We start from the raw sequence: 21,984 nt of genomic DNA on the forward strand, positions 1-21,984 counted from the left end.
AGTATCTATATTACTTATTTGATATGCCTTGTTTTAAATAATAAGAAATCTCTAACATCTTTATCTTCAATCAAAGGCAATACTTCTTTTCTAATTCTACTATAATAGTTATTTATAGTTTTTTTCTCAGTATAAGTTAGCATCCATGTTTCAATCAACTTATATTCATAAGGAATCAAAGTTAAATCTTCAAAACAGAAAAATGGCCCATGTCCAGTAGGAGACTCTTGGTCACGCTGTTTTACATAGCATAAGTTTTCAATTCTAATACCAAATTCACCAGGGAAATATGCACCCGGTTCATTACTGACAATCATACCAGGCATAAGCTCAACTTTTGATGCAGAATTTATCCTTTGAGGTCCTTCATGCACTCCAAGGAAACTACCTACACCATGACCAGTACCATGACTATAGTCAGAACAAAAATGCCATAAATGCTCACGTGCTAGAACATCAAGATGAGATCCTGTTGTACCTTTAGGAAACACCGCCCTACCTAATCCTAAATGCCCTTTAAGCACTAATGTATAGTATCTTCTATGCTCTTTTGAAGGTCTACCAAAATGCAGTACTCTTGTAATATCGGTAGTACCATCCTTGTACTGTCCTCCAGAGTCACATAATAGCGGTGCTTGATCATCTATAGTTTTAAGATTTTCATCATTTTTTGCGCTATAGTGAATTATCGCTCCATTTGCAGCATGTCCAATAATATAACTAAAACTATCTTCAACATAACCTTTTTGTTTTGCTCTAAACTCAGTTAATTTTTCTTGTGCTTGGATCTCATTTACACTATTTTTATAGTTATTCTCTAACCAGTGCCACCAAGAGATAAATGCGGCTGCATCTTTTCGATGAGCATCTTTAGCACCTGTTATTTCCATAGTATTTTTAAGAGCTTTACTAAGTATTACTGGTGATTGAGTTAGTAATATTTCACTTTTTACTTGTTGCTTGATAGCCTGTTTCATTGCGAAATTTGCACTTGTTACATCTAGCAAATATTTAGCCTCATAAGTCGCCAAATCAGTGTAGAACTCTGAATAATTTTTAACTGTAATAGTGTTTGAGCTAAGATATTCAGCAACCTCATCATCAATCTTAGATTTATTTATGTATAGATAAAGTTCATCAAGAGTCACTACCAAATAACTAATAGCAACAGGAGTGTGACAAATATCTCTACCACGGATATTAAGTGTCCACATAATTTCATCAAGACTAGATATAACTAACGCATTTACTTGTTTTTCTTTAAGTTCTTTACGAATATTATTTAGCTTTGATTCAACAGATTGGCCTGCATATTGAATTTCATGCACAAAAATATTTTCTGTTGGAGTCTCTACAGTTTGAGATAACTCCTTTTGAGCCTGTGCTACTAAATTTTCACTATCAAATACAATTTTTCCACCAGTATTATTAGCTATTTCCAATAAGTTCTCAGCTCTTGCTATACTTATTTTTTTAGGGTCTATTGCTAGAATCTTACCAGCCAAATTCTCACTCAGCCACTCTTCAATTTTTGATGCGAAAGTTGTCTGTTTAAGTAAGCTAAATTCTTGCTTATCCAGCTGAAAATCTGCTTGTGTAAAATATCTACCATCTGTAGATAAATATGCTCTATCCATACCAACAAGAACATCCCCTGCAGAACCATCAAATCCACTTATCCAAGCACGATATTGCCAACAATCAGGTACATATTCATTATTATGATCATCAGTTGAGGGCACTAAATAAAAATCATACCCTTTTTCTTGCATTATTTTTTTTAAAACTTGTAATTTTTCAGACATATAAAATCCTTTTTTAAAAAGCTATTCAAACCACACAAATGAAGCTTGCCTACCTGTAATACCTTCTTTACGATATGAATAAAATCTCTTATTACTATATGTACATAAGTTTGAATCAACAATATCAAAACAATGATTATCATTTAATATTTGTCTTGCAATAAATTTCATATCAAATAAATATTTACCTTCTTTTTTCTGCCTAAAAGCTTGGCCAAAATTTTCATGAAGTTCAATAAACTTATCATGAACATCAGCTCCCACTTCATAATGAGACTCTGTAATACATGGACCAAACCATGCTACTAGATCAAGACCAATAAACTCTTTTAAAGTCTCCTCTAGTATTCCTTGAGATAAACCTCTCCAACCAGCATGAACTGCAGCAACTTTTGTCATCTTTTTATCAAAAAGTATTATTGGTAGGCAATCCGCTGTTAATACCGCACAAACTTGGTTTGGCTTATCTGTAATGATAGCATCACAAAAACCAGCATCGCATTCGTCAAAACTTTTAACAATATTAGTATGATTTTGATTAAGCCATTTAACATCTGCTTTTGTATATGATTTAAATAAATTACGATTTTTCTCTACTGCAAGGTGCTTATCACCAACCTTATCTCCTAGGTTAAATTTAGCATACTTATCTTTGCTGAATCCTTGCAGCTTATTTGTATAACCAAGCTTTAGCCTTGGAAATGGTGTATTAATAAAAACTACTGACATATTCTAAATTCACCTATTTATTACCATAACGATTCTTAACATAGTTCTCAACAATCTCAATAAACTCTCCTGAGATATTATCTCCTCTTAGAGTATGAGCTTTTTTACCATCTATAAATACTGGAGCGACTGGTGACTCACCACTGCCAGGTAAAGATATTCCAATATCAGCATTTTTTGACTCACCAGGTCCATTTACAACACAGCCCATCACAGCTACTTTCATAGCTTCAACGCCTTTGTATTGTTCTTTCCATGTATGCATTTTTTCATCAAGATGTTCTTTAACTTGACTTGTAAGCTCCCTAAAAAATGAGCTTGTAGTTCTACCACAGCCTGGGCAAGATGTTACACTCGGAGTAAATGTGCGCATACCTAGATTTTGTAAAATCTCACGGCACACCCTGACTTCTTCTGTACGCGGAGCATTTGGTGCAGGTGTAAGAGATACCCTAATAGTATTACCAATCCCTTGTTGTAACAAAATGCCTAAACTAACAGCACTAGCAACTATTCCTTTAGTACCCATACCAGCTTCTGTAAGACCTAAATGAAGAGCATAATCACACTGACTTGCAAGTTTTTGATAGACAGCGACTAGATCTTGTACTTCGCTGACTTTACATGAAATTATAATTTTATCTTTTGCTAACCCAAGCTCTTCAGCATATTTAGCACTTTCTAGAGCTGATGTTATCAAGGCTTTGTGCATAACTTCTTGTAAACTTAGAGGATCTTCCTGAGCATTATTCTCATCTATCAGCTTAGCTAATAATGACTGATCTAAACTTCCCCAATTAACACCTATTCGCACTGGCTTATTATTTTCAATAGCTATTTTTATAATCTCTGCAAACTGTGTATCTTTCTTTTTACCAAAACCTACATTACCAGGATTAATACGATATTTTGCAAGTGCTTTAGCACACTCTGGATACTTACTTAAAAGTGTATGTCCATTGTAATGAAAATCCCCTACTAATGGCACGAAACATTTATGTTTAGCCAACTCTTCAACAATCTTTGGAACCGCTGCTGCTGCCGGCTCATCATTTACAGTAAGCCTTACAATCTCACTTCCAGCTTTATGCAAAGCTAGTATTTGTTTAACTGTCTTTTCAATATCCGCTGTATATGTATCCGTCATTGACTGAACAACAACAGGATTATCTCCACCTATGGCTACATCGCCAACTTTTACAACATTTGTTTTACTCATTCTAAAATTCCAAAAAAATGTAATTCTATTTCAAAAAATTCTACGAAAAATATACAATACAAGATTATATCATTATAAAAGAGATTTTTCAGACCTATGCACTTCAAAGAGTTAGAAAATTATTTAAATAATTATTTTGAAATAGAAAACTTTAAAGATTACGCTCCTAATGGATTACAAGTTCAAGGTGATAAAGATATCAAAAAGGTAATCACTGGTGTTACAGCGTGCCAAGCTTTAATTGATAAAGCTATCGATGAAAATGCTGATGCTATTGTAGTACATCATGGCTATTTTTGGAAAGGTGAGAGTTACCCAATAGTTGGTATGAAATATGAGCGTATAGCTAAACTTATAAAAAATGGTATACATCTATTTGGCTACCATCTACCTTTAGATGGACATCCGAAGATTGGTAACAACATTCTATTAGCGAAAAAGTTAAATCTTACAAATCTAGAGTTTTTTGAAACTGGTTCAAAACCTGATATTTCTATTATTGGAGATTGTGATACTAATCTAGATAATTTTGCTAAACTAATTGAGAATAAATCAAGTAGAATTCCAACAGTTATAAAAGCTAATGATAGAAATAAAAAAGTAGCGATTTGTACTGGTGGAGCTCAGGACTATATAGAATATGCCCACAAAGTTGGAGCTGATACTTTTATATCAGGAGAGATCTCAGAACGCACAACTCATACAGCTCGTGAGCTTGGTATAAATTACATTGCAGCTGGGCATCATGCAACTGAGAAAGAAGGAGCCAAAGCAATTGCAGATTTATTAAGAGACAAATTTAATTTAGAAACAAAATTTATAGATATTGATAACCCTGCTTAACTTATTTTATAAACTCTTTTTCAATATCCTCTAGAGATCTACCACTAGTTTTTGGAACAAACTTAAATACTATAAAACCATATAATAAAGTAAATGCTCCGCATATAAAAAACATGCTGCTATCTCCTAAATGCTTAGTAGCTGGAAGAAATACTGATGCTAAAATAGCAGACATCATACTATTTAAGAATAAAGCTACAGCTAAGGCCTTACTTCGTATTTGAGTTGGTAATAACTCTGACATAATAACCCAAACATACGCTCCTGGCCCTAGCGCAAAGAAAAATATAAATACAACAAGCCCAACTAATAAAATCCATCCTTGCAAAAGACAGACAGGAAGAATCCAAAGAGCGATTGCTGTTACAAGCAAAGTAAAGCCTACAAAAAATGTACATACCATAATCGTAAACTTTCTTTCTATTTTGTCAGCGATTAAAACAGCAATCATAGTAGCCAAAAAATTTATAGCTGTTATAACAACTCCACCAACTATACTTACATAGTTTGAGTTTAAACCTTCTGCTTTTAATAAAGTTGCTGAAAATTCTAAAAAACTATTTATACCTGTAAGTTGAGCTAATATAGCAATGGAGAAAACTAAAAGTATCGGCACTAGGTAATGTCTCGTAGTTAATATAGAGCTTAAAGTAACCGTCTCTAGTTTACTTTGCTCTATAACTACCAAAGCTTCCTCTAACTCAATATTGGCTTTCTGTTCCCCGACTGTTTCAATTAAAACTTTTTTAGCTTCTTTTTTCTTACCATTCATCAATAACCAGCGAGGAGACTTACTCAGGAAAAAACAACCTAAAAAGAATATACCCCCAGGTATTAAAGCTGTAAAAAACATAGCTCGCCAATTACCAGTATTTTCAAGCAAAAGACCGACATAATTTGCTATGAGTATCCCAGCAGTTAAAAACAGTTGGAAACATGTGACTGCAAAACCTCTAATTGTACTAGGAACTGTCTCAGTTAAATAAATAGGTACTGTTACAGAGATAAAGCCTACTGAAGTGCCCTGAACAAGCCTTGATAATAAAAGCATAGTATAATTAGTAGAGCTTTCAATCATAATTACTGATGCTATAAAAATTAAAGCAGATAAAATTAGTGTTTTTTTCCTACCAAGAATATCTGCAATTATTCCACCAATCAAAATAGCAAAAGCACCACCAAAAAGAACAGATCCCCCTAAAAGAGATGTCTGAAAACTACTCATTGGAATATCTTTGTTTATAAATAAAAAAGCACTGTTTATTATTCCTATATCATAACCATATAGCATACCACCCATTGCTGAAAAAAATACAATCACAGCAATTCTAAACTTCAACTTAATAGTTTCGCTCATGCTAGTTATCCTCTAAATTCAATACTGATAGAATTAAACAGTTTCAGTAACTTTTTTTAAATTACTCGGACTATCTGGGTTAAATCCTAATGACAAAGCCAACTGATTAACCATAAGATAGAACTCTTGTAATAATACAATTGTTTCGAGTATTGGGTGAATTTGAACATCTACATGTAAATGTACTTTTGCAGCCGAATCTAAATCAGTTGTTGCAAAAACTGTTTTAACTCCCAAATCAGTCATTCGTTTAACAATTTCATGTGTGCCAGAGGCGCTCTGATCATTCTGTAAAATTGTGAATGTAGTGAATGTTTGATTCATCAAAGCAAAAGGTCCATGTAGAACCTCTGCTGAACTAAATGCTTCGGCATGAATGCCACATGTTTCTTTAAATTTAAGTGCCATTTCTTGAGCAATAGGAAAACCAAAACCTCTTCCTATTACAAACATATTTTTACTTTTTTTCAACTCTTCTATAGCAATCGACCAATCAGACTCAAGACTTTTTTCGAGCACTTCTGGTAAACGATTTAACTCAGTTAGCAGTTCTTGATCTTGATTATATTCGGCAACAATATTTATCAAAGCTACTAAAGAAGTTATAACACTTTTTGTAGCTGCAACAGCATTCTCAGCATCAGCTCTAACTGGTAAAACTAGATCAGCACAATCAGCTAAAGGTGATTTTTCTTTATTAACTACAGCCAATGTAGTACAACCAGCCTTTTTACATCCCTCTAAAGCCATTTTTAGATCAGGTGATCCTCCAGACTGGGAGATAGCGATAGCTAAAGTCTGCTCATCACCTATATTTTTTCCATATATGGTAGTGACAGAAGGAGGGAGAGATGAAACACTAAAACCTAGTTGTGTTTCAAAAAGGTATTTCACAAAGTTTGCAACACAGTCTGAACTACCTCTTGCGATTGTAATTACTCTTCTAATGTTTTTTTCTTTAAGATCTTTAACAATATTTTTGATAATATCTTTATTTAAGCTAAGCTGATTAGCAACTTTTTCAAAGCTACTGCTAGCTTCTTTGTGCATAAGAGTTTCTTTCATTTAACGATAATAATTAAAAGCTATAATTGCTTTATTATAATCATGATCAATATTTAATTACATCAAAATATACATCAAATTTTGACTACGATAATAAATTATCCAAATATCATTTGCTAACAAATGTATACCAGTTTGGTAAAGTATGTTAAAATTCCAATCTCGTTTATTAGATTCTCATAAGGACTATAATGCTTATATTACTTATTGGCTCAGTATTTGCCTTAGTTTTATTACATCTAAAAAATTTTGGCTTTAATTTTAGAACTATTCTTGCACTAATCTTAGGTATAGTTATAGGAATAATATACAATACTACTAACTATAATAGTACAAGTTTTGTTCAAATTAGCGATATTTTAGGTGATGGTTATATATCTTTGCTAAAGATGTTAATTATTCCAATAGTCCTGACTTCTATAGTTCACTCAATTGTTAATTTAAAAAACTATGATGGCTCTTATGTTATAAGATTTGCATATAAGACAATAGCTATACTACTTGTTTTAACAGGCATAAGTGCAGCAATTGGTTCTATAGTAGCGATTTCTATGCATCTAGGTCAAGGTATAGATCTTGCATCTATAACAGGTGACGTTGCAAAAGATATGAAAACATCAACCATTTCAGAAACTATCTTAGGTTTTTTACCAGATAACCTATTCCATCAGATGAATAATAACAACGTAATGGCTGTAGTTATCTTTGCAATATTCCTTGGATTCTCAATGCTAATTGCACATCGTGAAGATAGTAAATTAGCTGCGCCTTTTATTAGTTTCATTGACTCTGCTTTTTTTGTAATTAAAAAGCTTGCTAGAATAATTATTGCTCTAACTCCATATGGTGTGCTTGGGCTAATGATTCAAATGAGTATTGAACTTGATAAAAATAGTATCTCTACGGTTTTATATTTTATCTTAACTTGTTACATCGCAATGATGATCGTTTTAGTGATGCATATTGTCTTATTAGTTGTATTTAGAACAAATATAGTTAGATTTTACAAAAGTATTTGGAAAGCTATGTTAGTGGCTGCTACCTCTAGATCAAGCATGGGAACTCTTCCTCTATCTATAGATGGATTAAACAAATATGGCACATCTAGCAGTATAGCTACTTTTGCTCCAACTATGGGAACAACTTTAGGTATGAATGCTTGTGCCGGAGTATTCCCTGCTGTATTAGCTATAATGGCTATGAATGCTACTGGTGTAGATATTACATTATCAAATATTTTCTTAATTTCATTTATTTGTATGCTAGCATCTCTTGGCGTATCAGGAATACCAGGAACTGCTTTTGTTGCTGCTGGAGTAGTATTCTCTTACTTTGGTCTTCCTTGGCATATGATTGCTCTTATTATTGGTGTTGATGCTCTTATTGATAGTTTTAGAACACCTTTAAATATTCATGGAAGTATGACTACAGCAATCATTGTTGATAGAACTACTTCAACTTCTTAGTATTTATGTACCACAAAAAGTAGCCTTAACTTTTTCATCTCCTTTTGGCTCTAACATATACTTTTCTTTTGTATTTTCAAACTTATAAGGAGTCTTAATTACTTCAAGTAAGCTATATAAATTGCCAAACTTACCATTTTCTGCTGATACTATAGCTTTCTCAACTTGATGGTTTCTTGAAATAATTACAGGATTTACTTGTTTCATCTTAGTAAGATCTATATCTTTATTTTTGAAATAAGTATCTAACCAATCAGATAGGCCTTTTGATTTTAAGCTTTCAAACTTCTCATAACTCAAATCATAAAATGTATTTGTATAATCTAGGTTATTTTTAAGCATCTCTATAAGTAGATTTGAAATGATTTCATCGTATTTATCAACTTTACTATCCAAACCAAGTTTACTAAGAAACATTTTTTTCCACTTATCTTTATAGATATTTGAATATTCTTCTAGTTTATTTTGAGCTAACTTAATAGCCTCATCCTGATCTAATGAAATCAATGGTAAAAGACTCTCTGCTAGCCTAGCAATATTCCAACCAGCAATAGAAGCTTGATTTGCAAAAGCATAACGACCACCTTGATCAATCGAACTAAAAACTGTATCTGGGTCATAGTTATCCATAAATGCACAAGGACCATAATCAATAGTCTCTCCTGATATTGTCATATTATCAGTATTCATAACACCATGAATAAACCCAACCCTTTCCCATTGTGTAATTAAACTGGATTGTTTATCTATGACATGGTCAAGTAAAGATAAAGCCTTATTATCACCAAAAGCAATATTATGCCGTTTCAAAGTATAATCTAAAAGTTCTTGGCTATACTCTTGTCCAAGCATTGCTGCATATTGAAATGTCCCTACACGTATATGACTACTTGCTACTCTTACAGCTATTGCACTTTGCTCTAGACTGTTTCTTTGGATATTTTCACCTGTAATTATTACAGCTAATATCCTACTTGTAGGTATACCTAAATTATGCATTGCCTCACTTACGATATATTCCCTAAGCATAGGTCCTAAAGCAGCCTTACCATCGCCACCTCTAGAAAAATCAGTTAATCCAGCACCTTTCAAATGAAAATCTACAATTTCACCAGTTGGCTTTTGATACTCACCTATCAGTATTGCTCGACCATCTCCAAGCATTGTAAAGTGACCAAACTGGTGTCCAGCATAAGCTTGAGATATTGGATTTTCACTAGTGTAACCAAGTAAAAATTCAAGCTTTTCAGCATCATTACAATCGCAAAAACCTAACTCTAAATCATTTGCTAATGACTCATTTAATAAAAGTAGTTTTGCATTAGGGTATTTGTAGACTAATTGCTTAGAATAGAATTTGTCTGATAATTTAGAATATGTGTATTTAAAATCAACCATAAAATATAACTTTACTGTTTTAGTATCATTTTAACAAAATATAGATAATAACAAAGCTTTTAGGTTAAAATGTATAGCAAAGGCAAAAAAGAATGGCATATATGGAATATCTTAGATTAGCGATAGTAGATTCCGAAAATTATAATAATTTTGCTCATATCTCCGAAGGCAACTTTGATAGAGTTATTGTTTTTACAAATCCACAAGAATTAGAAGCAAACTTTGCAAAAACACAAATCTACCATAACTTTGAATTAGTCCCCATAATTTATGGAGAAGGAAATAAAGACAATATGGATGGCTATATTTGTGCTAAGGTTGGTGAATATGTTGAACGTTACCGTGATTTTCGTACTTATCTTAGTATTACAATTTTCAGTAACGATAGGATATTTAAGGGTATTGCTTCGTACTATACTCGTAAAGGTTTTAATATTGCTACTACTGCTCCAACACAATGTGATACAGGTACTAGCAATACAGATCCAAAAGTTCGTATTAAAAAGTTCTTAGCATGTCATGAAAGTGTCACAAATAGAGCTTTCAAGAAGCATTTTGATGAAAGTGATAAAGATGCCTTTTACCGTCTGATAAAAAGAAGTTTAGATAAAGATATACCAAGACAAATTACAGATACTTTTATAGATCAAAATATTATTTTTTTCTCAAATAAGTCTCGTAAAATTGGCGTTGATGTATCGAAAATATAGCAATTAACAAACTCAATATTTCTAAGCTAGATATACTCCTCTTATAATGCTAAAATAGGGCATCTTTTATTATTTAACTAATTAATTTTGTCATGGAATATAGAAAATATATTTGTATCGTTTGCGGTTTAATTTATGATGAAGCTGAAGGCTGGCCAGAAGATGATATTGCTCCTGGTACAAGATGGGAAGATGTACCTGAAGATTGGGAATGTCCAGATTGTGGTGTTGGTAAAGATGAGTTTGAGCTTTTAGAAGAATAATCCTTAGATGCACCTTCCTTTTCAAAAAATCACTTTTGAAAATAAAGACTTCATAGTAATGAGGGATGATCTTAACCATCCTATTTTCTCTGGTAATAAGGCTAGAAAATTAGCATATCTTTTAAATAATCCTAATAAATATTCTCATATAAAAACTATAGTCTCATTCGGTGGTAATCAGTCCAACTTTATGTTAGCACTATCACAGTTAGCTAAACTAAATAACTGGAACTTTCACTATTGGATCAAGCCATTACCAAGCTTTCTTAAGCAAAATAAGAATGGTAATTTAAAGCTTGCATTAGAAAATAGTATGCTACTATTTGAAACCAATGATATTTTAGGCTTAGAAAATATCCAAAAAAATTATCAACTTAATGAAAATCTTTACTTCTTTGATCAAGGAGGCAGAAATTATCTTGCAGAAGAAGGAATTGCAGAATGTGCTCAAGAAATTAAAAAATATTGTCAAAACAATCGTATAGAAAGCTATAGTGTAGTTGTAGCGTCTGGTACTGGTACGACTGCTCTATATCTTGAGAAATATTTACCCAATAGAGTTTATACGGTTCCTTGTGTAGGTGACTCTGAATATCTGAAAAAACAATTTAGAGATATTGATGAGAATCTAAATCATCCTAAAATTTTAGAAAAAAATTTTAAAACTGCCTTTGGACAATTAGATATCAAAAACTTCAAAATTTATAAGCAATTATTAGAGCAAACCAATATTGAATTTGATCTACTTTATGACCCAATAACTTGGCGTACTTTAATAACAAACTATGAACTACTTCCTAAGCCAATTATATATATTCATTGTGGTGGAATTAGTGGTAATCAAACAATGTTAGCTAGATATAAAAGACAAATATCAGCATAACTCAAACATACTGAGCCATAAGAATTTTCTTGATACGTCTTCTAATTTCAACAATATCTGTTTTAACAGATTTACATAAATTATAAGTGGTATCTAACTTCTGATTTATAGAATTACTAAGTTTTATGCTACTAAGATTTGCACCATTAGACATTTCAATTGCTGTTAATACAGATGCTTCATCTAAACTCAAGGGCTCCTGTAAAAGTTTAATTGCTTGTCTAGCATAAGCTTTAATACACTCTTCCTTTGATATAAAGTCATGCTCATGATGTGTATATTCATACATTTTATATGCTATAGACATTCTAATTTTTTCTTCCAAAAAAACATATACAAGCTCATGCTCAACATTCTTATATAATTTTTCATCATTACTAAAACTTAAAGAATGCCATTGCTCTAATAACATATCTAACCTTTTTAGTTGCGTTTTTATCATTCGAACATTCTGATTAAATCTATTCTTGCTTTGTTGAGTTTGTTTTCTAATTTCTTTAGATAATTTTTTTGTATGAATTTGTACAATTGCGGCCTCTAACTGGTGTATATTTTCTGTTACATCATCTGTAACATTAATAACCTCTTTTAGATCTAGATTTGGCGCAACCTCTGATACTGTTAAAAAACTCTGTTTATAAATACCTAAAATATGATTATATTTCTGCGTTATTTTATTGCGCAATTTCTCAATTGATGTAAATAAGTAGTCTTTTTTCACATCATCAAATTTTGAAGTAGTTTTGAAATAATAAATTTTACGCCCAGAAAGAAGTTCAATAAAAAGGCTAATAGCATGACTAGCATCATCTAAATCAAAAAGACTATATTGACCAGCACTATTATAAATTTTTGAAAGAAAACCACTTTTCCTTTCAACACCCTCTTTTAAACTCGTATATTTACCAATTAAAGCTTTTAAAAATTTCTTTCTTAGTTCATCTGTAATTTTTTTATTATTGTTTATTTGCTTATAAAAACGCCTCAACTTACGTTTATTTTCATCTGTATCTATTGGAAAACCATTTTCACGATGTAAATATATAATTTCTGCAAACTCTGCCATCTCCTTACTAAAATGGAGATTAAAGATATAAAAAATTTCTTTGCTTGTTGGATGTGATTTTGACAATATTTCATTAGCAACTTTATTATCACGTACCTGATCAGTAAGCTTTGCAAGGTTCATTTTTTTTGAAAGATAAAGGTTCTGATACGACTCTTCGACAACAGAGAGGAACCTTTCTTGCATTTTCTCTTGTTTCTTATGCTTAAGAGAGTCAAATACTATTTTACTTATAAAACCGACCAAACCTACAAAAAAAACATACAACGAAAAATATGCCACTGTTACGAGAGGGACTCGTGTACCATGACTCAGATAATACCCAAGAGTAATAGCAATAATTGTAACTGGTCCAGCTGCCCATATTATCGAAAGTATAGTAGCCTTAATATCTGTACGATGTATAGATGATACTAGTTCACTTGCATAAGAATTATCATAAGAATTTCTTTTTTTAAATTTAGTTTTTAACTCTTTTAACTTGTTTAACATTCTCTTATTTTGTTTATCTATTCACTCTCATTCTAACAAACTAATATACGAACCCCAAGATCAGAAACTTTTACTTTCATAAAAAAATTATCTATGTATCATTGAAATAGCACACTAACTTTATAGGATTAAGTTTTATGCAATTAGGCGCTAGCTTTTATATTTTAGAAACTTTACTGCTTGTTTTTGGATTGATTTTTGCGATTAGAATATGTTCCTTTAAGAAAGATGCATGGTATTTTTACCTTTTAGCTACTATTACAGGAAGCTTTCAGTTTATTGATCTTTCACAGTTTGATCTAGCTAACTATATTAACAATCTAGCAATGTATAGCCACGATTTAGTTTTACCTCTAGTTGCTATACTTATTCATAATAGAACAACAATAACTCCAAAAAAGATATCTCGAGATAATTTAGGATTTGTAAGTGGCTTAATCTTAATAGTATCCTTACTAATGGTAGGGTTCAATTATTTGACTTTACCGATTTCTCCTTTTACAGATATAGTAATGTTTATATCTGTTATTTTTGGGATAGTTGTATATGTTGGTAGTGCCTTACTAGCTTTTGGGTATATCATTGGATTATTAATCAATGCTATATATTCATTACAGTATATAATATTCAGCTTATTTACCATTTCTAAATATGGGATATATTCCTACAACATTTTGATCAGTATTCTTTTTTCTTTAATATCATTTATTATTTTCCTAGTTGGTTATACTAACAATAAAAAACAACTTTCAAACTAAGCCTACTAAGTTTTTCGGTACTTTTACGTGCTATTAGTCTATAATTGTTGTGATTTTATAAAAATAGGTAAAATTTAATGATTGAAAATTTAAGAAATATTGCGATTATCGCACACGTTGACCATGGTAAAACCACATTGGTTGATAAGTTATTACAACAGTCTGGTACTCTAAACACTCGTGGTCCAGAAGTTGAAAGAGTCATGGACTCAAATGATATTGAGAAAGAAAGAGGTATTACGATTTTATCAAAAAATACCGCTCTTAAGTGGAATGACTATAGAATTAATATAGTAGATACTCCAGGACATGCTGACTTTGGTGGTGAAGTTGAGCGTGTATTATCAATGGTTGATTCTGTATTACTACTAGTTGATGCTGTTGATGGCCCTATGCCTCAGACAAGATTTGTAACAGAAAAAGCTTTTGCGCAAGGTTTAAAGCCAATTGTTGTTATTAACAAGATCGATAGAGATGGTGCAAGACCTGATTGGGTTGTTGATCAAGTATTTGACTTGTTTGATAGATTGGGTGCAACAGATGAGCAATTAGATTTCCCTATTATCTATGCTTCTGCTATCAATGGTTGGGCTACAAATGAGCTTGGCGAACAGAAAGAAGATATGACTGATCTTTTTAAAGCTATTGTTGAAAATGTTGAGCATCCGGCTGTTGATGAAAATGGTCCATTCCAAATGCAAGTCTCTTCATTAGATTATTCAAACTTCACAGGAACTATTGGTATTGGTCGTATCCAAAGAGGTAAAGTTAAAACAAATACTCCTGTAACTATTATTGGTAAAGATGGTAAAACTCGTAATGGTAGAATCTTACAAATATTAGGTTATATGGGTCTAGATAGAGTTGAAGTACCTGAAGCACAAGCTGGTGATATTGTTTGTGTAACAGGTATGGAAGGTTTGAATATATCAGACACTTTATGTAGTCCTGATAAAGTAGAAGCATTACCTGAGCTTTCAGTAGATGAGCCAACTATCAGCATGACTTTCCAAGTTAACAACTCTCCATTTGCTGGTAAAGAAGGTAAATTTGTAACTTCTCGCCAGATCAAAGATCGTTTAGATAAGGAACTACTTACAAACGTAGCTTTAAGAGTTGAGCAACTTGATGATCCTGATAAATTTAAAGTCTCTGGTCGTGGTGAGCTTCATCTTTCAATATTACTTGAAAATATGCGTCGTGAAGGTTATGAAATTGCAGTATCGCGTCCACATGTAATTTTCAAGGATGTTGATGGTGAAAAACACGAACCTTATGAGCAAGCAATTATAGATATCGAAGAAGAACATCAAGGTACTGTAATGGAAAGAATGGGCTTGCGTCAAGGTGAGCTTAAAAATATGGAACCAGATGGTAAGGGTCGTGTAAAACTTGAATTTATAATACCATCTCGTGGTTTGATTGGTTTTTATACTGAATTTTTAACTATCACATCTGGCTCAGGTATTTTAAACAAAGTATTTGATCATTATGGTCCAATGAAGAAACAAACTCTTGAGACTCGTCAGAACGGTACTCTAGTTTCTATGCTAGCAGGTAAGGCAGTAGCTTTTGCTCTTTGGAATCTACAAGAAAGAGGTAAAATGTTTATTACTCATGGTACAGATGTTTATGAGGGAATGATTATAGGGATTCATAGTAGAGATAATGATTTAGCGGTAAACCCTTGTAAAGGTAAGCAGTTAACTAACGTTCGTGCTTCTGGTAAAGATGATGCTCTTACACTAGTTACTCCAATCAAGCTTACTCTTGAATATGCTTTAGAGTTTATCGAAGATGATGAGTTAGTTGAAATCACGCCTGAGTCAATCAGACTAAGAAAAAAACATCTAACTGAATCTGATCGTAAAAAAGCAGCTCGTGGGGCTCTTTAATTTTATAAAAAAATTCTATATTTCTATATTTCTATATTTCTATATTTCTATATTTCTATATAAATCATATAATCTATTCTAAAATTAACTACTAAATCACTTTCATAAAATTTAAATAATTTATAGGACTTTCTTATGAAACGATTAGATAATAAAATAGTATTAATAACAGGTGCTGCTAAAGGGATAGGGAAAGCCACAGCAGAACTATTTGCTAATGAAGGAGCAACTGTTATTGTCTCTGATATAGACGATACTTTAGGTAATCAAGCGGCTGAAAATATTAAATCAACTAATATTGAGTATAAACATCTTGATGTTAGTAGTGAAAACAATTGGATAGAAATTAGTAAATATATTGAATCCAAGTTTGGTAAATTAGACATTCTAGTTAATAATGCTGGTATTACAGGTTTTATCGAAAGTGCTGGACCTCATAATCCTGAAGATTTAGATATAAATTCTTGGCATAAGGTTCATTCTATAAACTCTGATGGTGTGGCCTTAGGATGTAAATACGCTATCAAACTTATGAAAGAAAATGGTGGAAGTATCGTTAATATATCCTCACGCTCTGGAATTGTAGGGATACCTCAAGCTGTAGCTTATGCTTCGAGCAAAGCATCTGTTAGAAATCACACAAAATCAGTTGCTCTATATTGTACTGATATGCAGTATGGAATTAGATGTAACTCTATACATCCTGGAGCTATTTTGACTCCTATGTGGGATGAAATGTTACCCAAAGATGAAGCTCAAAAACAAGAAGCTATTAAAGCTATTTCTCAAGATATTCCTATGAAAGTTATGGGTGAAGTAAAAGATGTAGCTTATGCAGCTTTATATTTAGCTTCTGATGAGTCAAAATATGTTACAGGTATTGAGCTAAATGTTGATGGCGGAATTCTTGCAGGAAGCTCAGCTGCTCCTAAACAAGACGACTAATGGAAACAAACATGAACAACAAACCTACTTTCAATTCAGAATCTTATCAAAAAGCTAGACCATCTATTCCAGTAGAAATTCTCAACTATCTTAAAGGTCATATCTCAGCTAGTCAAAATGCTTGGGATTGCGGTACAGGTAATGGTCAGACTGCTATAAAACTAGCTGAATTTATAGATAATATCCATGCTACAGATATTAGTGCCACTCAATTATCTAAAGCCTTTAAACATAATAACATCAAATACTTTGAAGCTGATGAATCTAATAGTATGTTTGATGATAATTGTGTAGATTTAATTACAGTTTCTCAGGCAGCTCATTGGTTTGATATGTCTAAATTTGAAAGAGAATGCTTAAGAGTACTTAAACCCAAGGGTATAGTTGCTATATGGACATATCATCAAGATATTCAAGTTAATGGTAAGGTAGAAATTATTTATCAGAATTTTTATAAAACTATACGACCATATTTTCCAGAGGGTCGTAAGCATATTGATAATTATTATAAAGATATAAACATTAACTTACCTAAGCTAGAGTCTCCTCAATTTAAGCAAACTAAAGAGATGGATTTTAATAGTTTTATTGAATACTTAAAATCATTCTCTGCTTATGCTGAATATATTAAAAAGCATAATAAATGTCCTATAATTGAACTTGAATTTTATGATAAGTTTAAAGATGCTTGGGGAGAAACTTCTACGATATATACTGTCACTTGGCCAGTTATATTTAAGTGTTATATTAAAGGTTAATACCCTACTGCCAGAGCATTTGCTCTACGCGGATCTGCTGCTCCATAGACATATTTACCATCTGACATCACAGATTCAGCTGCGCCCATAGCTGCATAAGGTACGACATTATTACCCATTTTATTAAGTAAATTAATAGTATCTATAGATATACCCTGCTCTACTCCTAGCTCCTCTGGCCATAGCTGGCTGTGTACACGAGGATTATTAACAGCTGCTTGTAGGTTCATATTATAATCTATCAAATTTAAGATTACTTCTAATGTTGTTGTGATAATACGACTACCACCAGGTGAACCTGTAGCCAAGAAAGGATTGCCATCTTTATCTAATACTATAGTTGGTGTCATTGAACTTAGAGGTCTCTTATTTGGAGCTACAGTATTTGCCTCACCTTGAACTAACCCAAAGACATTTGCCACACCAACTTTAGCTGCAAAATCATCCATTTCATTATTTAAGAAAATACCTGTACCAGGTGCAATAATACCATTACCATAAGAGTAGTTTAGCGTATAAGTATTAGATACCATATTGCCATCTTTATCGACAACGCTAAATTGTGTAGTTTGTAACTTCTCACGATCTTCTGGATTAACTGTACTAATGTCTTTACTTGGAATATGCTTATCAGTAGTTATTTTTTGTGCTATTTGTTTTGCATATTTTTTAGATAAGAACTTATTAATATCCATCTTCACAAAATCAGGATCACCAAGATCAGAATTGCGGTCATTATAAGCATAGCTCATAGCATTACTCATAAGGTTAATAGTTTTAGCACTATTATTACCATAATCAGATAGCGGGAAATTCTCTAAAATATTTAACAACTCAATAAGGATTAGCCCGCCAGAACTTGGTGGTGGCATTGAATAAATAGTATAACCACGATACTCACCTTTTAATGGTTTCATCTCTTGGACATCATAATTTTTTAGATCTTCTAATGTGATTAAACCATTATTTTTTGCCATAGCATCAGCAATCTTATGAGCTATTTCACCTTCATAAAAAGCTTTCTTACCATCTTTAGCAATTAGTTTCAGACTATTAGCAAGTTCTGGCTGTTTTAAAATTTCACCAACCTGATACACAGATCCATCTTTTTTATAGAAGGTCTTCATCGCTTCTGGAGATTTTTCTAACCATGGTTTTGCAGTCTCTAATGATTGGTGTAAATCATAACTAACAGGTATACCATCTTCTGCTAACTTAATAGCTGGCTGTATAACTTGAGCAAGTTTCAGCTTACCATATTTTTGTTGAGCATCAATTAAACCAGCAACAGTACCTGGAACACCTGAGGCACTATATGAGCCTGATACTTTATTATAATCGACATCTCCTTTGTCATTTAAGAACATATCTTTTGATGCTTTTGCTGGAGCTTTTTCACGATAATTGATAGCTATATTTTTATCTTCTTTGTTTAAATGAATGATCATAAAACCACCACCTCCAAGATTACCAGCTCTTGGTAGAGTTACAGCTAAGGCAAAACCGACTGCTACTGCTGCATCTATAGCATTACCACCCTCTTTTAAGATTTGCACTCCCACTTGACTTGCTAAAGCTTCTTGAGATGAAACCATGCCATGTTTTTCTGTCACAGGTTGTGCTATCTGCATTTCCTCCTGAATAGGAATAAAGTCATAACCACTTGGTATAGGTGCAGCCATAGATAAACTTGGTAAAAGCATTACCGAACATAATATAGTCGTAAAAGTTTTTTTCATGAAAAAGATTATTTTAAAAATTACGTATTTGTTTAATATATCAGAAAAAATAACTATTTCTTAGTATTTGAGTCCTTTTTTAAAACTTCTAAGCCAAAATCTTTGAGGAGATAAAGCATCTAATAATTTATCTGAAACAATATGTTTTTGTTTTGTAATTTCCGAAGTTATAATCTTTGCAGCTACCATACATGAGCACATCCCTTTTGAACCAAAACCAGATGCTAAATATAGTCCCTGTTCATATTCAACTTGTGGCATTTTAGATTTTGGATAACCTTTTGATATTGGTTTAAAAAAATCATTCTCAAACTTATTATAATTAACTAATTTACCAATAAGTGGTAGATGATCTGAAGTTACACATCTTGTTGCAACTCTTGAATCAACGACATTTATTTGCTTACTTTGATCATCAAAAAGAATCTCTTTAATTTGAGAAATATTAAACTCATTATCAGACTCTCGTATATCTCCAGCAGTATCAGAGTTATCTCTAAATGTTGCCCCTATGACTTGTAAGTTTTCTTTATAATTAGGGATAATATAACCTTTATCTATGATAGTTTTATCGATATCAAAAGCTTTATCAATAACTGTTAATTGACCAAGTGATGGATAAACTGGAATCTTATTTAGATATGAGACTTTATTAAATAGCCCATACCCACCAGCAAATATAATTATATCAAATTTTTCATTATGATTATCAAACTCAAGATTCCAAAGGCTATCATAATCTTTACTTATATCAGTAAACTCACTATTTAATCTTAGCTTAGCATTTGATAATTTTAATAAAAGCTGACAAACACTCTTGGGTACAACTGATATTGCATTTGGATAATATACAGCATTGTTATCATTTTTCTGCTTAAGCATTTGAGATAAATTTTCTGAAGAAAGTAATTGTGCCAGATCTGGGTTAATATATCTTTTTGCAAATATTTTTTGATATCTTTTTAGATCTTTCTCGTCAGTTAGTATTCGTAATACACCTTGATTACAAATTTCAATTTCATTTTTATATTCATTTATAAAATCTAGTAATAGTGAATAACCTAATGTATGGAACTGATCTGAGAAATTATTATCAGAAGTCAGGTATGGAGCTAATATACCAGCAAAATTTCCTGATGCTTGAGTAGCTATATCATCATTTTTATCAAATACAGTTATATCAAAATTATTTGACTTGCTCAACTCATAAGCTAATGAGCACCCGGCTAATCCAGCTCCAATTATTGCGATTTTTTTATTCATATAAATTCTCGTAGTTATATTTATCCAAGTGCCATTTAGCTGGATTATTCTGGATATATTCTCTGATTTTTATTAAAGATTGTTCAGTCCTTATTATATGATCATAAAAAGATCGTTGCCATTGAAATTCAGCTAAACCGAGATTGTTTCTGATTTGTTTTGATGATGCTGTTTTAAAAGCACCTATCAATTCTGATAATGATTTAATTTTGATATTTTTTTGTAGGGACATGTCGTAACTTGTCCCTTTAAATTCAGGCAGGTCACGACCTGCCTCTACGTCTGTTGAATCATTAATTATTAATATCCCATGAAAATGATTTGGCACTACAACAAACTCATCTAGAAATACATACTTATATTGCTTGCTTAGCCATACCCATTGTTCATAGACAATTTCTCCACAATCATTCAAAACCATCTTGCCATCTTTGGATATCTCACCAAAATAACTAATTTTATCTTTTGTGCAAATGGTTACAAAATAATAACAGTTTTGTGAATAATCAAAACTTTCTAGACGATTAGATTTTCTTTGAATATGCTCTTTAAGCACCGAATCCCTTGATACCTTCTCTTTTACGCTTTTGCTCAGCTCTTAGCATACGGGCCTGTTTTGGATCTATAGTTAAGTCACGATATATCTCTACTCTATCTTTGTCACTCACTTGATGATCCATATCAACTATTTGGCCATATATGCCAACTTTCAAAGTATCTAAAGCATTATTCAGCTCAGAATATGTATGCAAAATCTTGGATTGTTCAATAGCTTGTCTAACTGTTATAGCTTTTTCAGATTCTACAAAAAAGGATTTTTGCTCATTTGGTAGCGCGTAAATAACTTCTACTCTCACTATTTATAAACCTCTTCTGCACGTTTACAAAAAGCTCCAAGCATCTTTTCAGCAAGACCTTTAAACACAGGGCCCAGAGCCATTTCAACAAACTTATTTTCAAAAGTAAATTCCATATCCAATGATACTTTACTTGAATTTTCATCTTGAGGCTCAAACTTCCAATCACCGACTAGGCTTTTAAATGGTCCATTCATAAGGTTAAGATGAATATGCTCATTTCTGACCATAGTATTATGTGTAGCAAAGTCTAATTTCACAAAACCAGATTTGATTTTAAGTGATGCTTTTGCCTCTGTTTCTGTATGCTCAAAAACCTCAATATCATAACACATCGGCAGAAATTCAGGATAATCCTCAATAGCATTTACTAGGTCGTACATTTGTGCAGCACTATAATTCACAACTGCAGATTTATTAACTTTATTCATTTATTTAATCTTTTGTGTTTTGCTGATAATATATAGCGTTAC

At 32.1% G+C, this 21,984-nt stretch carries 21 protein-coding genes; 9 read left to right on the forward strand and 12 right to left on the reverse strand.

Going from position 1 to position 21,984, the window contains the following annotated elements; genetic code table 11:
• Nucleotides 1-14: 14 nt before the first annotated feature.
• From QI37_RS02120 to ispG, 3 genes are read right to left on the reverse strand one after another with little or no spacing between them, the layout of a single operon-like run.
• Nucleotides 15-1,805, reverse strand: coding sequence for an aminopeptidase P family protein (locus QI37_RS02120; RefSeq protein WP_040008125.1), 1,791 nt, complete (start codon nt 1,803-1,805; stop codon nt 15-17).
• Nucleotides 1,806-1,826: 21 nt separating this feature from the next.
• On the reverse strand, nt 1,827-2,534 hold the full coding sequence (pgeF, locus tag QI37_RS02125) for a peptidoglycan editing factor PgeF (RefSeq protein ID WP_040008127.1): 708 nt from the start codon (nt 2,532-2,534) through the stop codon (nt 1,827-1,829).
• Between the two features lie 13 nt (nt 2,535-2,547).
• Complete coding sequence (ispG, locus tag QI37_RS02130) at nt 2,548-3,753, reverse strand: flavodoxin-dependent (E)-4-hydroxy-3-methylbut-2-enyl-diphosphate synthase (RefSeq protein ID WP_040008129.1); 1,206 nt, start codon at nt 3,751-3,753, stop codon at nt 2,548-2,550.
• A gap of 96 nt (nt 3,754-3,849) precedes the next feature.
• On the opposite strand from ispG, the gene QI37_RS02135 reads away from it, so the two are divergent.
• On the forward strand, nt 3,850-4,596 hold the full coding sequence (locus tag QI37_RS02135) for a Nif3-like dinuclear metal center hexameric protein (RefSeq protein ID WP_040008131.1): 747 nt from the start codon (nt 3,850-3,852) through the stop codon (nt 4,594-4,596).
• 1 nt (nt 4,597) lies between these two features.
• Here QI37_RS02135 and QI37_RS02140 read toward each other — a convergent pair whose 3' ends face one another.
• Together QI37_RS02140 and QI37_RS02145 are read right to left on the reverse strand one after the other, a co-directional pair.
• Nucleotides 4,598-5,953 (reverse strand): sugar porter family MFS transporter, encoded by a 1,356-nt coding sequence (locus QI37_RS02140; protein ID WP_040008133.1) that lies wholly within the window; start codon nt 5,951-5,953, stop codon nt 4,598-4,600.
• A 33-nt stretch (nt 5,954-5,986) separates the two neighbouring features.
• On the reverse strand, nt 5,987-7,018 hold the full coding sequence (locus QI37_RS02145) for an SIS domain-containing protein (protein WP_040008134.1): 1,032 nt from the start codon (nt 7,016-7,018) through the stop codon (nt 5,987-5,989).
• A 191-nt stretch (nt 7,019-7,209) separates the two neighbouring features.
• On the opposite strand from QI37_RS02145, the gene QI37_RS02150 reads away from it, so the two are divergent.
• Nucleotides 7,210-8,484 carry a dicarboxylate/amino acid:cation symporter gene (locus tag QI37_RS02150; RefSeq protein ID WP_040008136.1) on the forward strand — a complete coding sequence of 425 codons (1,275 nt, stop codon included), beginning with the start codon at nt 7,210-7,212 and terminating at the stop codon, nt 8,482-8,484.
• A gap of 3 nt (nt 8,485-8,487) precedes the next feature.
• Here QI37_RS02150 and QI37_RS02155 read toward each other — a convergent pair whose 3' ends face one another.
• Nucleotides 8,488-9,882, reverse strand: a complete 1,395-nt coding sequence (locus tag QI37_RS02155) for a protein adenylyltransferase SelO (protein WP_040008138.1) — start codon at nt 9,880-9,882, stop codon at nt 8,488-8,490.
• A 101-nt stretch (nt 9,883-9,983) separates the two neighbouring features.
• Between QI37_RS02155 and QI37_RS02160 the strand changes: the two genes are divergently transcribed.
• The 3 genes from QI37_RS02160 to QI37_RS02170 all read left to right on the forward strand — a co-directional run bounded on the left by QI37_RS02160 (nt 9,984) and on the right by QI37_RS02170 (nt 11,738).
• Nucleotides 9,984-10,592 carry a PIN domain-containing protein gene (locus tag QI37_RS02160; protein ID WP_040010652.1) on the forward strand — a complete coding sequence of 203 codons (609 nt, stop codon included), beginning with the start codon at nt 9,984-9,986 and terminating at the stop codon, nt 10,590-10,592.
• 92 nt (nt 10,593-10,684) lie between these two features.
• On the forward strand, nt 10,685-10,855 hold the full coding sequence (locus QI37_RS02165; protein WP_040008140.1) for a rubredoxin: 171 nt from the start codon (nt 10,685-10,687) through the stop codon (nt 10,853-10,855).
• Nucleotides 10,856-10,862: 7 nt separating this feature from the next.
• A complete protein-coding gene (locus QI37_RS02170; protein ID WP_040008142.1) occupies nt 10,863-11,738 on the forward strand; it encodes a 1-aminocyclopropane-1-carboxylate deaminase in 876 nt (291 codons plus the stop codon).
• Between the two features lies 1 nt (nt 11,739).
• On the opposite strand, the gene QI37_RS02175 is transcribed toward QI37_RS02170, so the two are convergent.
• Nucleotides 11,740-13,296 (reverse strand): membrane protein, encoded by a 1,557-nt coding sequence (locus QI37_RS02175; protein WP_040008144.1) that lies wholly within the window; start codon nt 13,294-13,296, stop codon nt 11,740-11,742.
• 137 nt (nt 13,297-13,433) lie between these two features.
• Between QI37_RS02175 and QI37_RS02180 the strand changes: the two genes are divergently transcribed.
• From QI37_RS02180 to QI37_RS02195, 4 genes are all read left to right on the forward strand, one after another.
• On the forward strand, nt 13,434-14,054 hold the full coding sequence (locus QI37_RS02180; RefSeq protein WP_040008145.1) for a hypothetical protein: 621 nt from the start codon (nt 13,434-13,436) through the stop codon (nt 14,052-14,054).
• A 77-nt stretch (nt 14,055-14,131) separates the two neighbouring features.
• A complete protein-coding gene (gene typA / locus QI37_RS02185; RefSeq protein WP_040008147.1) occupies nt 14,132-15,949 on the forward strand; it encodes a translational GTPase TypA in 1,818 nt (605 codons plus the stop codon).
• A gap of 135 nt (nt 15,950-16,084) precedes the next feature.
• Nucleotides 16,085-16,894 (forward strand): SDR family oxidoreductase, encoded by an 810-nt coding sequence (locus QI37_RS02190; protein ID WP_040008148.1) that lies wholly within the window; start codon nt 16,085-16,087, stop codon nt 16,892-16,894.
• Nucleotides 16,895-16,905: 11 nt separating this feature from the next.
• Entirely contained in the window at nt 16,906-17,652 is a 747-nt protein-coding gene (locus tag QI37_RS02195; protein WP_040010653.1) for a class I SAM-dependent methyltransferase, read from the forward strand.
• Here the strand turns inward: QI37_RS02195 and ggt are convergent.
• From ggt to QI37_RS02220, 5 genes are read right to left on the reverse strand one after another with little or no spacing between them, the layout of a single operon-like run.
• Nucleotides 17,649-19,391 carry a gamma-glutamyltransferase gene (ggt, locus tag QI37_RS02200; RefSeq protein ID WP_040008149.1) on the reverse strand — a complete coding sequence of 581 codons (1,743 nt, stop codon included), beginning with the start codon at nt 19,389-19,391 and terminating at the stop codon, nt 17,649-17,651. The genes QI37_RS02195 and ggt overlap by 4 nt on opposite strands.
• A 60-nt stretch (nt 19,392-19,451) precedes the next feature.
• Nucleotides 19,452-20,654 (reverse strand): FAD-dependent 5-carboxymethylaminomethyl-2-thiouridine(34) oxidoreductase MnmC1, encoded by a 1,203-nt coding sequence (gene mnmC1 / locus QI37_RS02205; protein WP_040008150.1) that lies wholly within the window; start codon nt 20,652-20,654, stop codon nt 19,452-19,454.
• Nucleotides 20,647-21,210: a transposase gene (locus tag QI37_RS02210; protein ID WP_040008151.1), complete on the reverse strand. Its 564-nt coding sequence runs from the start codon at nt 21,208-21,210 to the stop codon at nt 20,647-20,649. The genes mnmC1 and QI37_RS02210 overlap by 8 nt, the downstream gene beginning before the upstream one ends.
• Nucleotides 21,203-21,511: an RnfH family protein gene (locus tag QI37_RS02215; RefSeq protein WP_040008152.1), complete on the reverse strand. Its 309-nt coding sequence runs from the start codon at nt 21,509-21,511 to the stop codon at nt 21,203-21,205. Before QI37_RS02215 ends, QI37_RS02210 begins: the two co-directional genes overlap by 8 nt.
• Nucleotides 21,511-21,942: a type II toxin-antitoxin system RatA family toxin gene (locus QI37_RS02220; protein ID WP_040008153.1), complete on the reverse strand. Its 432-nt coding sequence runs from the start codon at nt 21,940-21,942 to the stop codon at nt 21,511-21,513. Before QI37_RS02220 ends, QI37_RS02215 begins: the two co-directional genes overlap by 1 nt.
• Nucleotides 21,943-21,984: the final 42 nt, after the last annotated feature.

Source organism: Candidatus Francisella endociliophora, from assembly GCF_000764555.1.
Taxonomy (GTDB): domain Bacteria; phylum Pseudomonadota; class Gammaproteobacteria; order Francisellales; family Francisellaceae; genus Francisella; species Francisella endociliophora.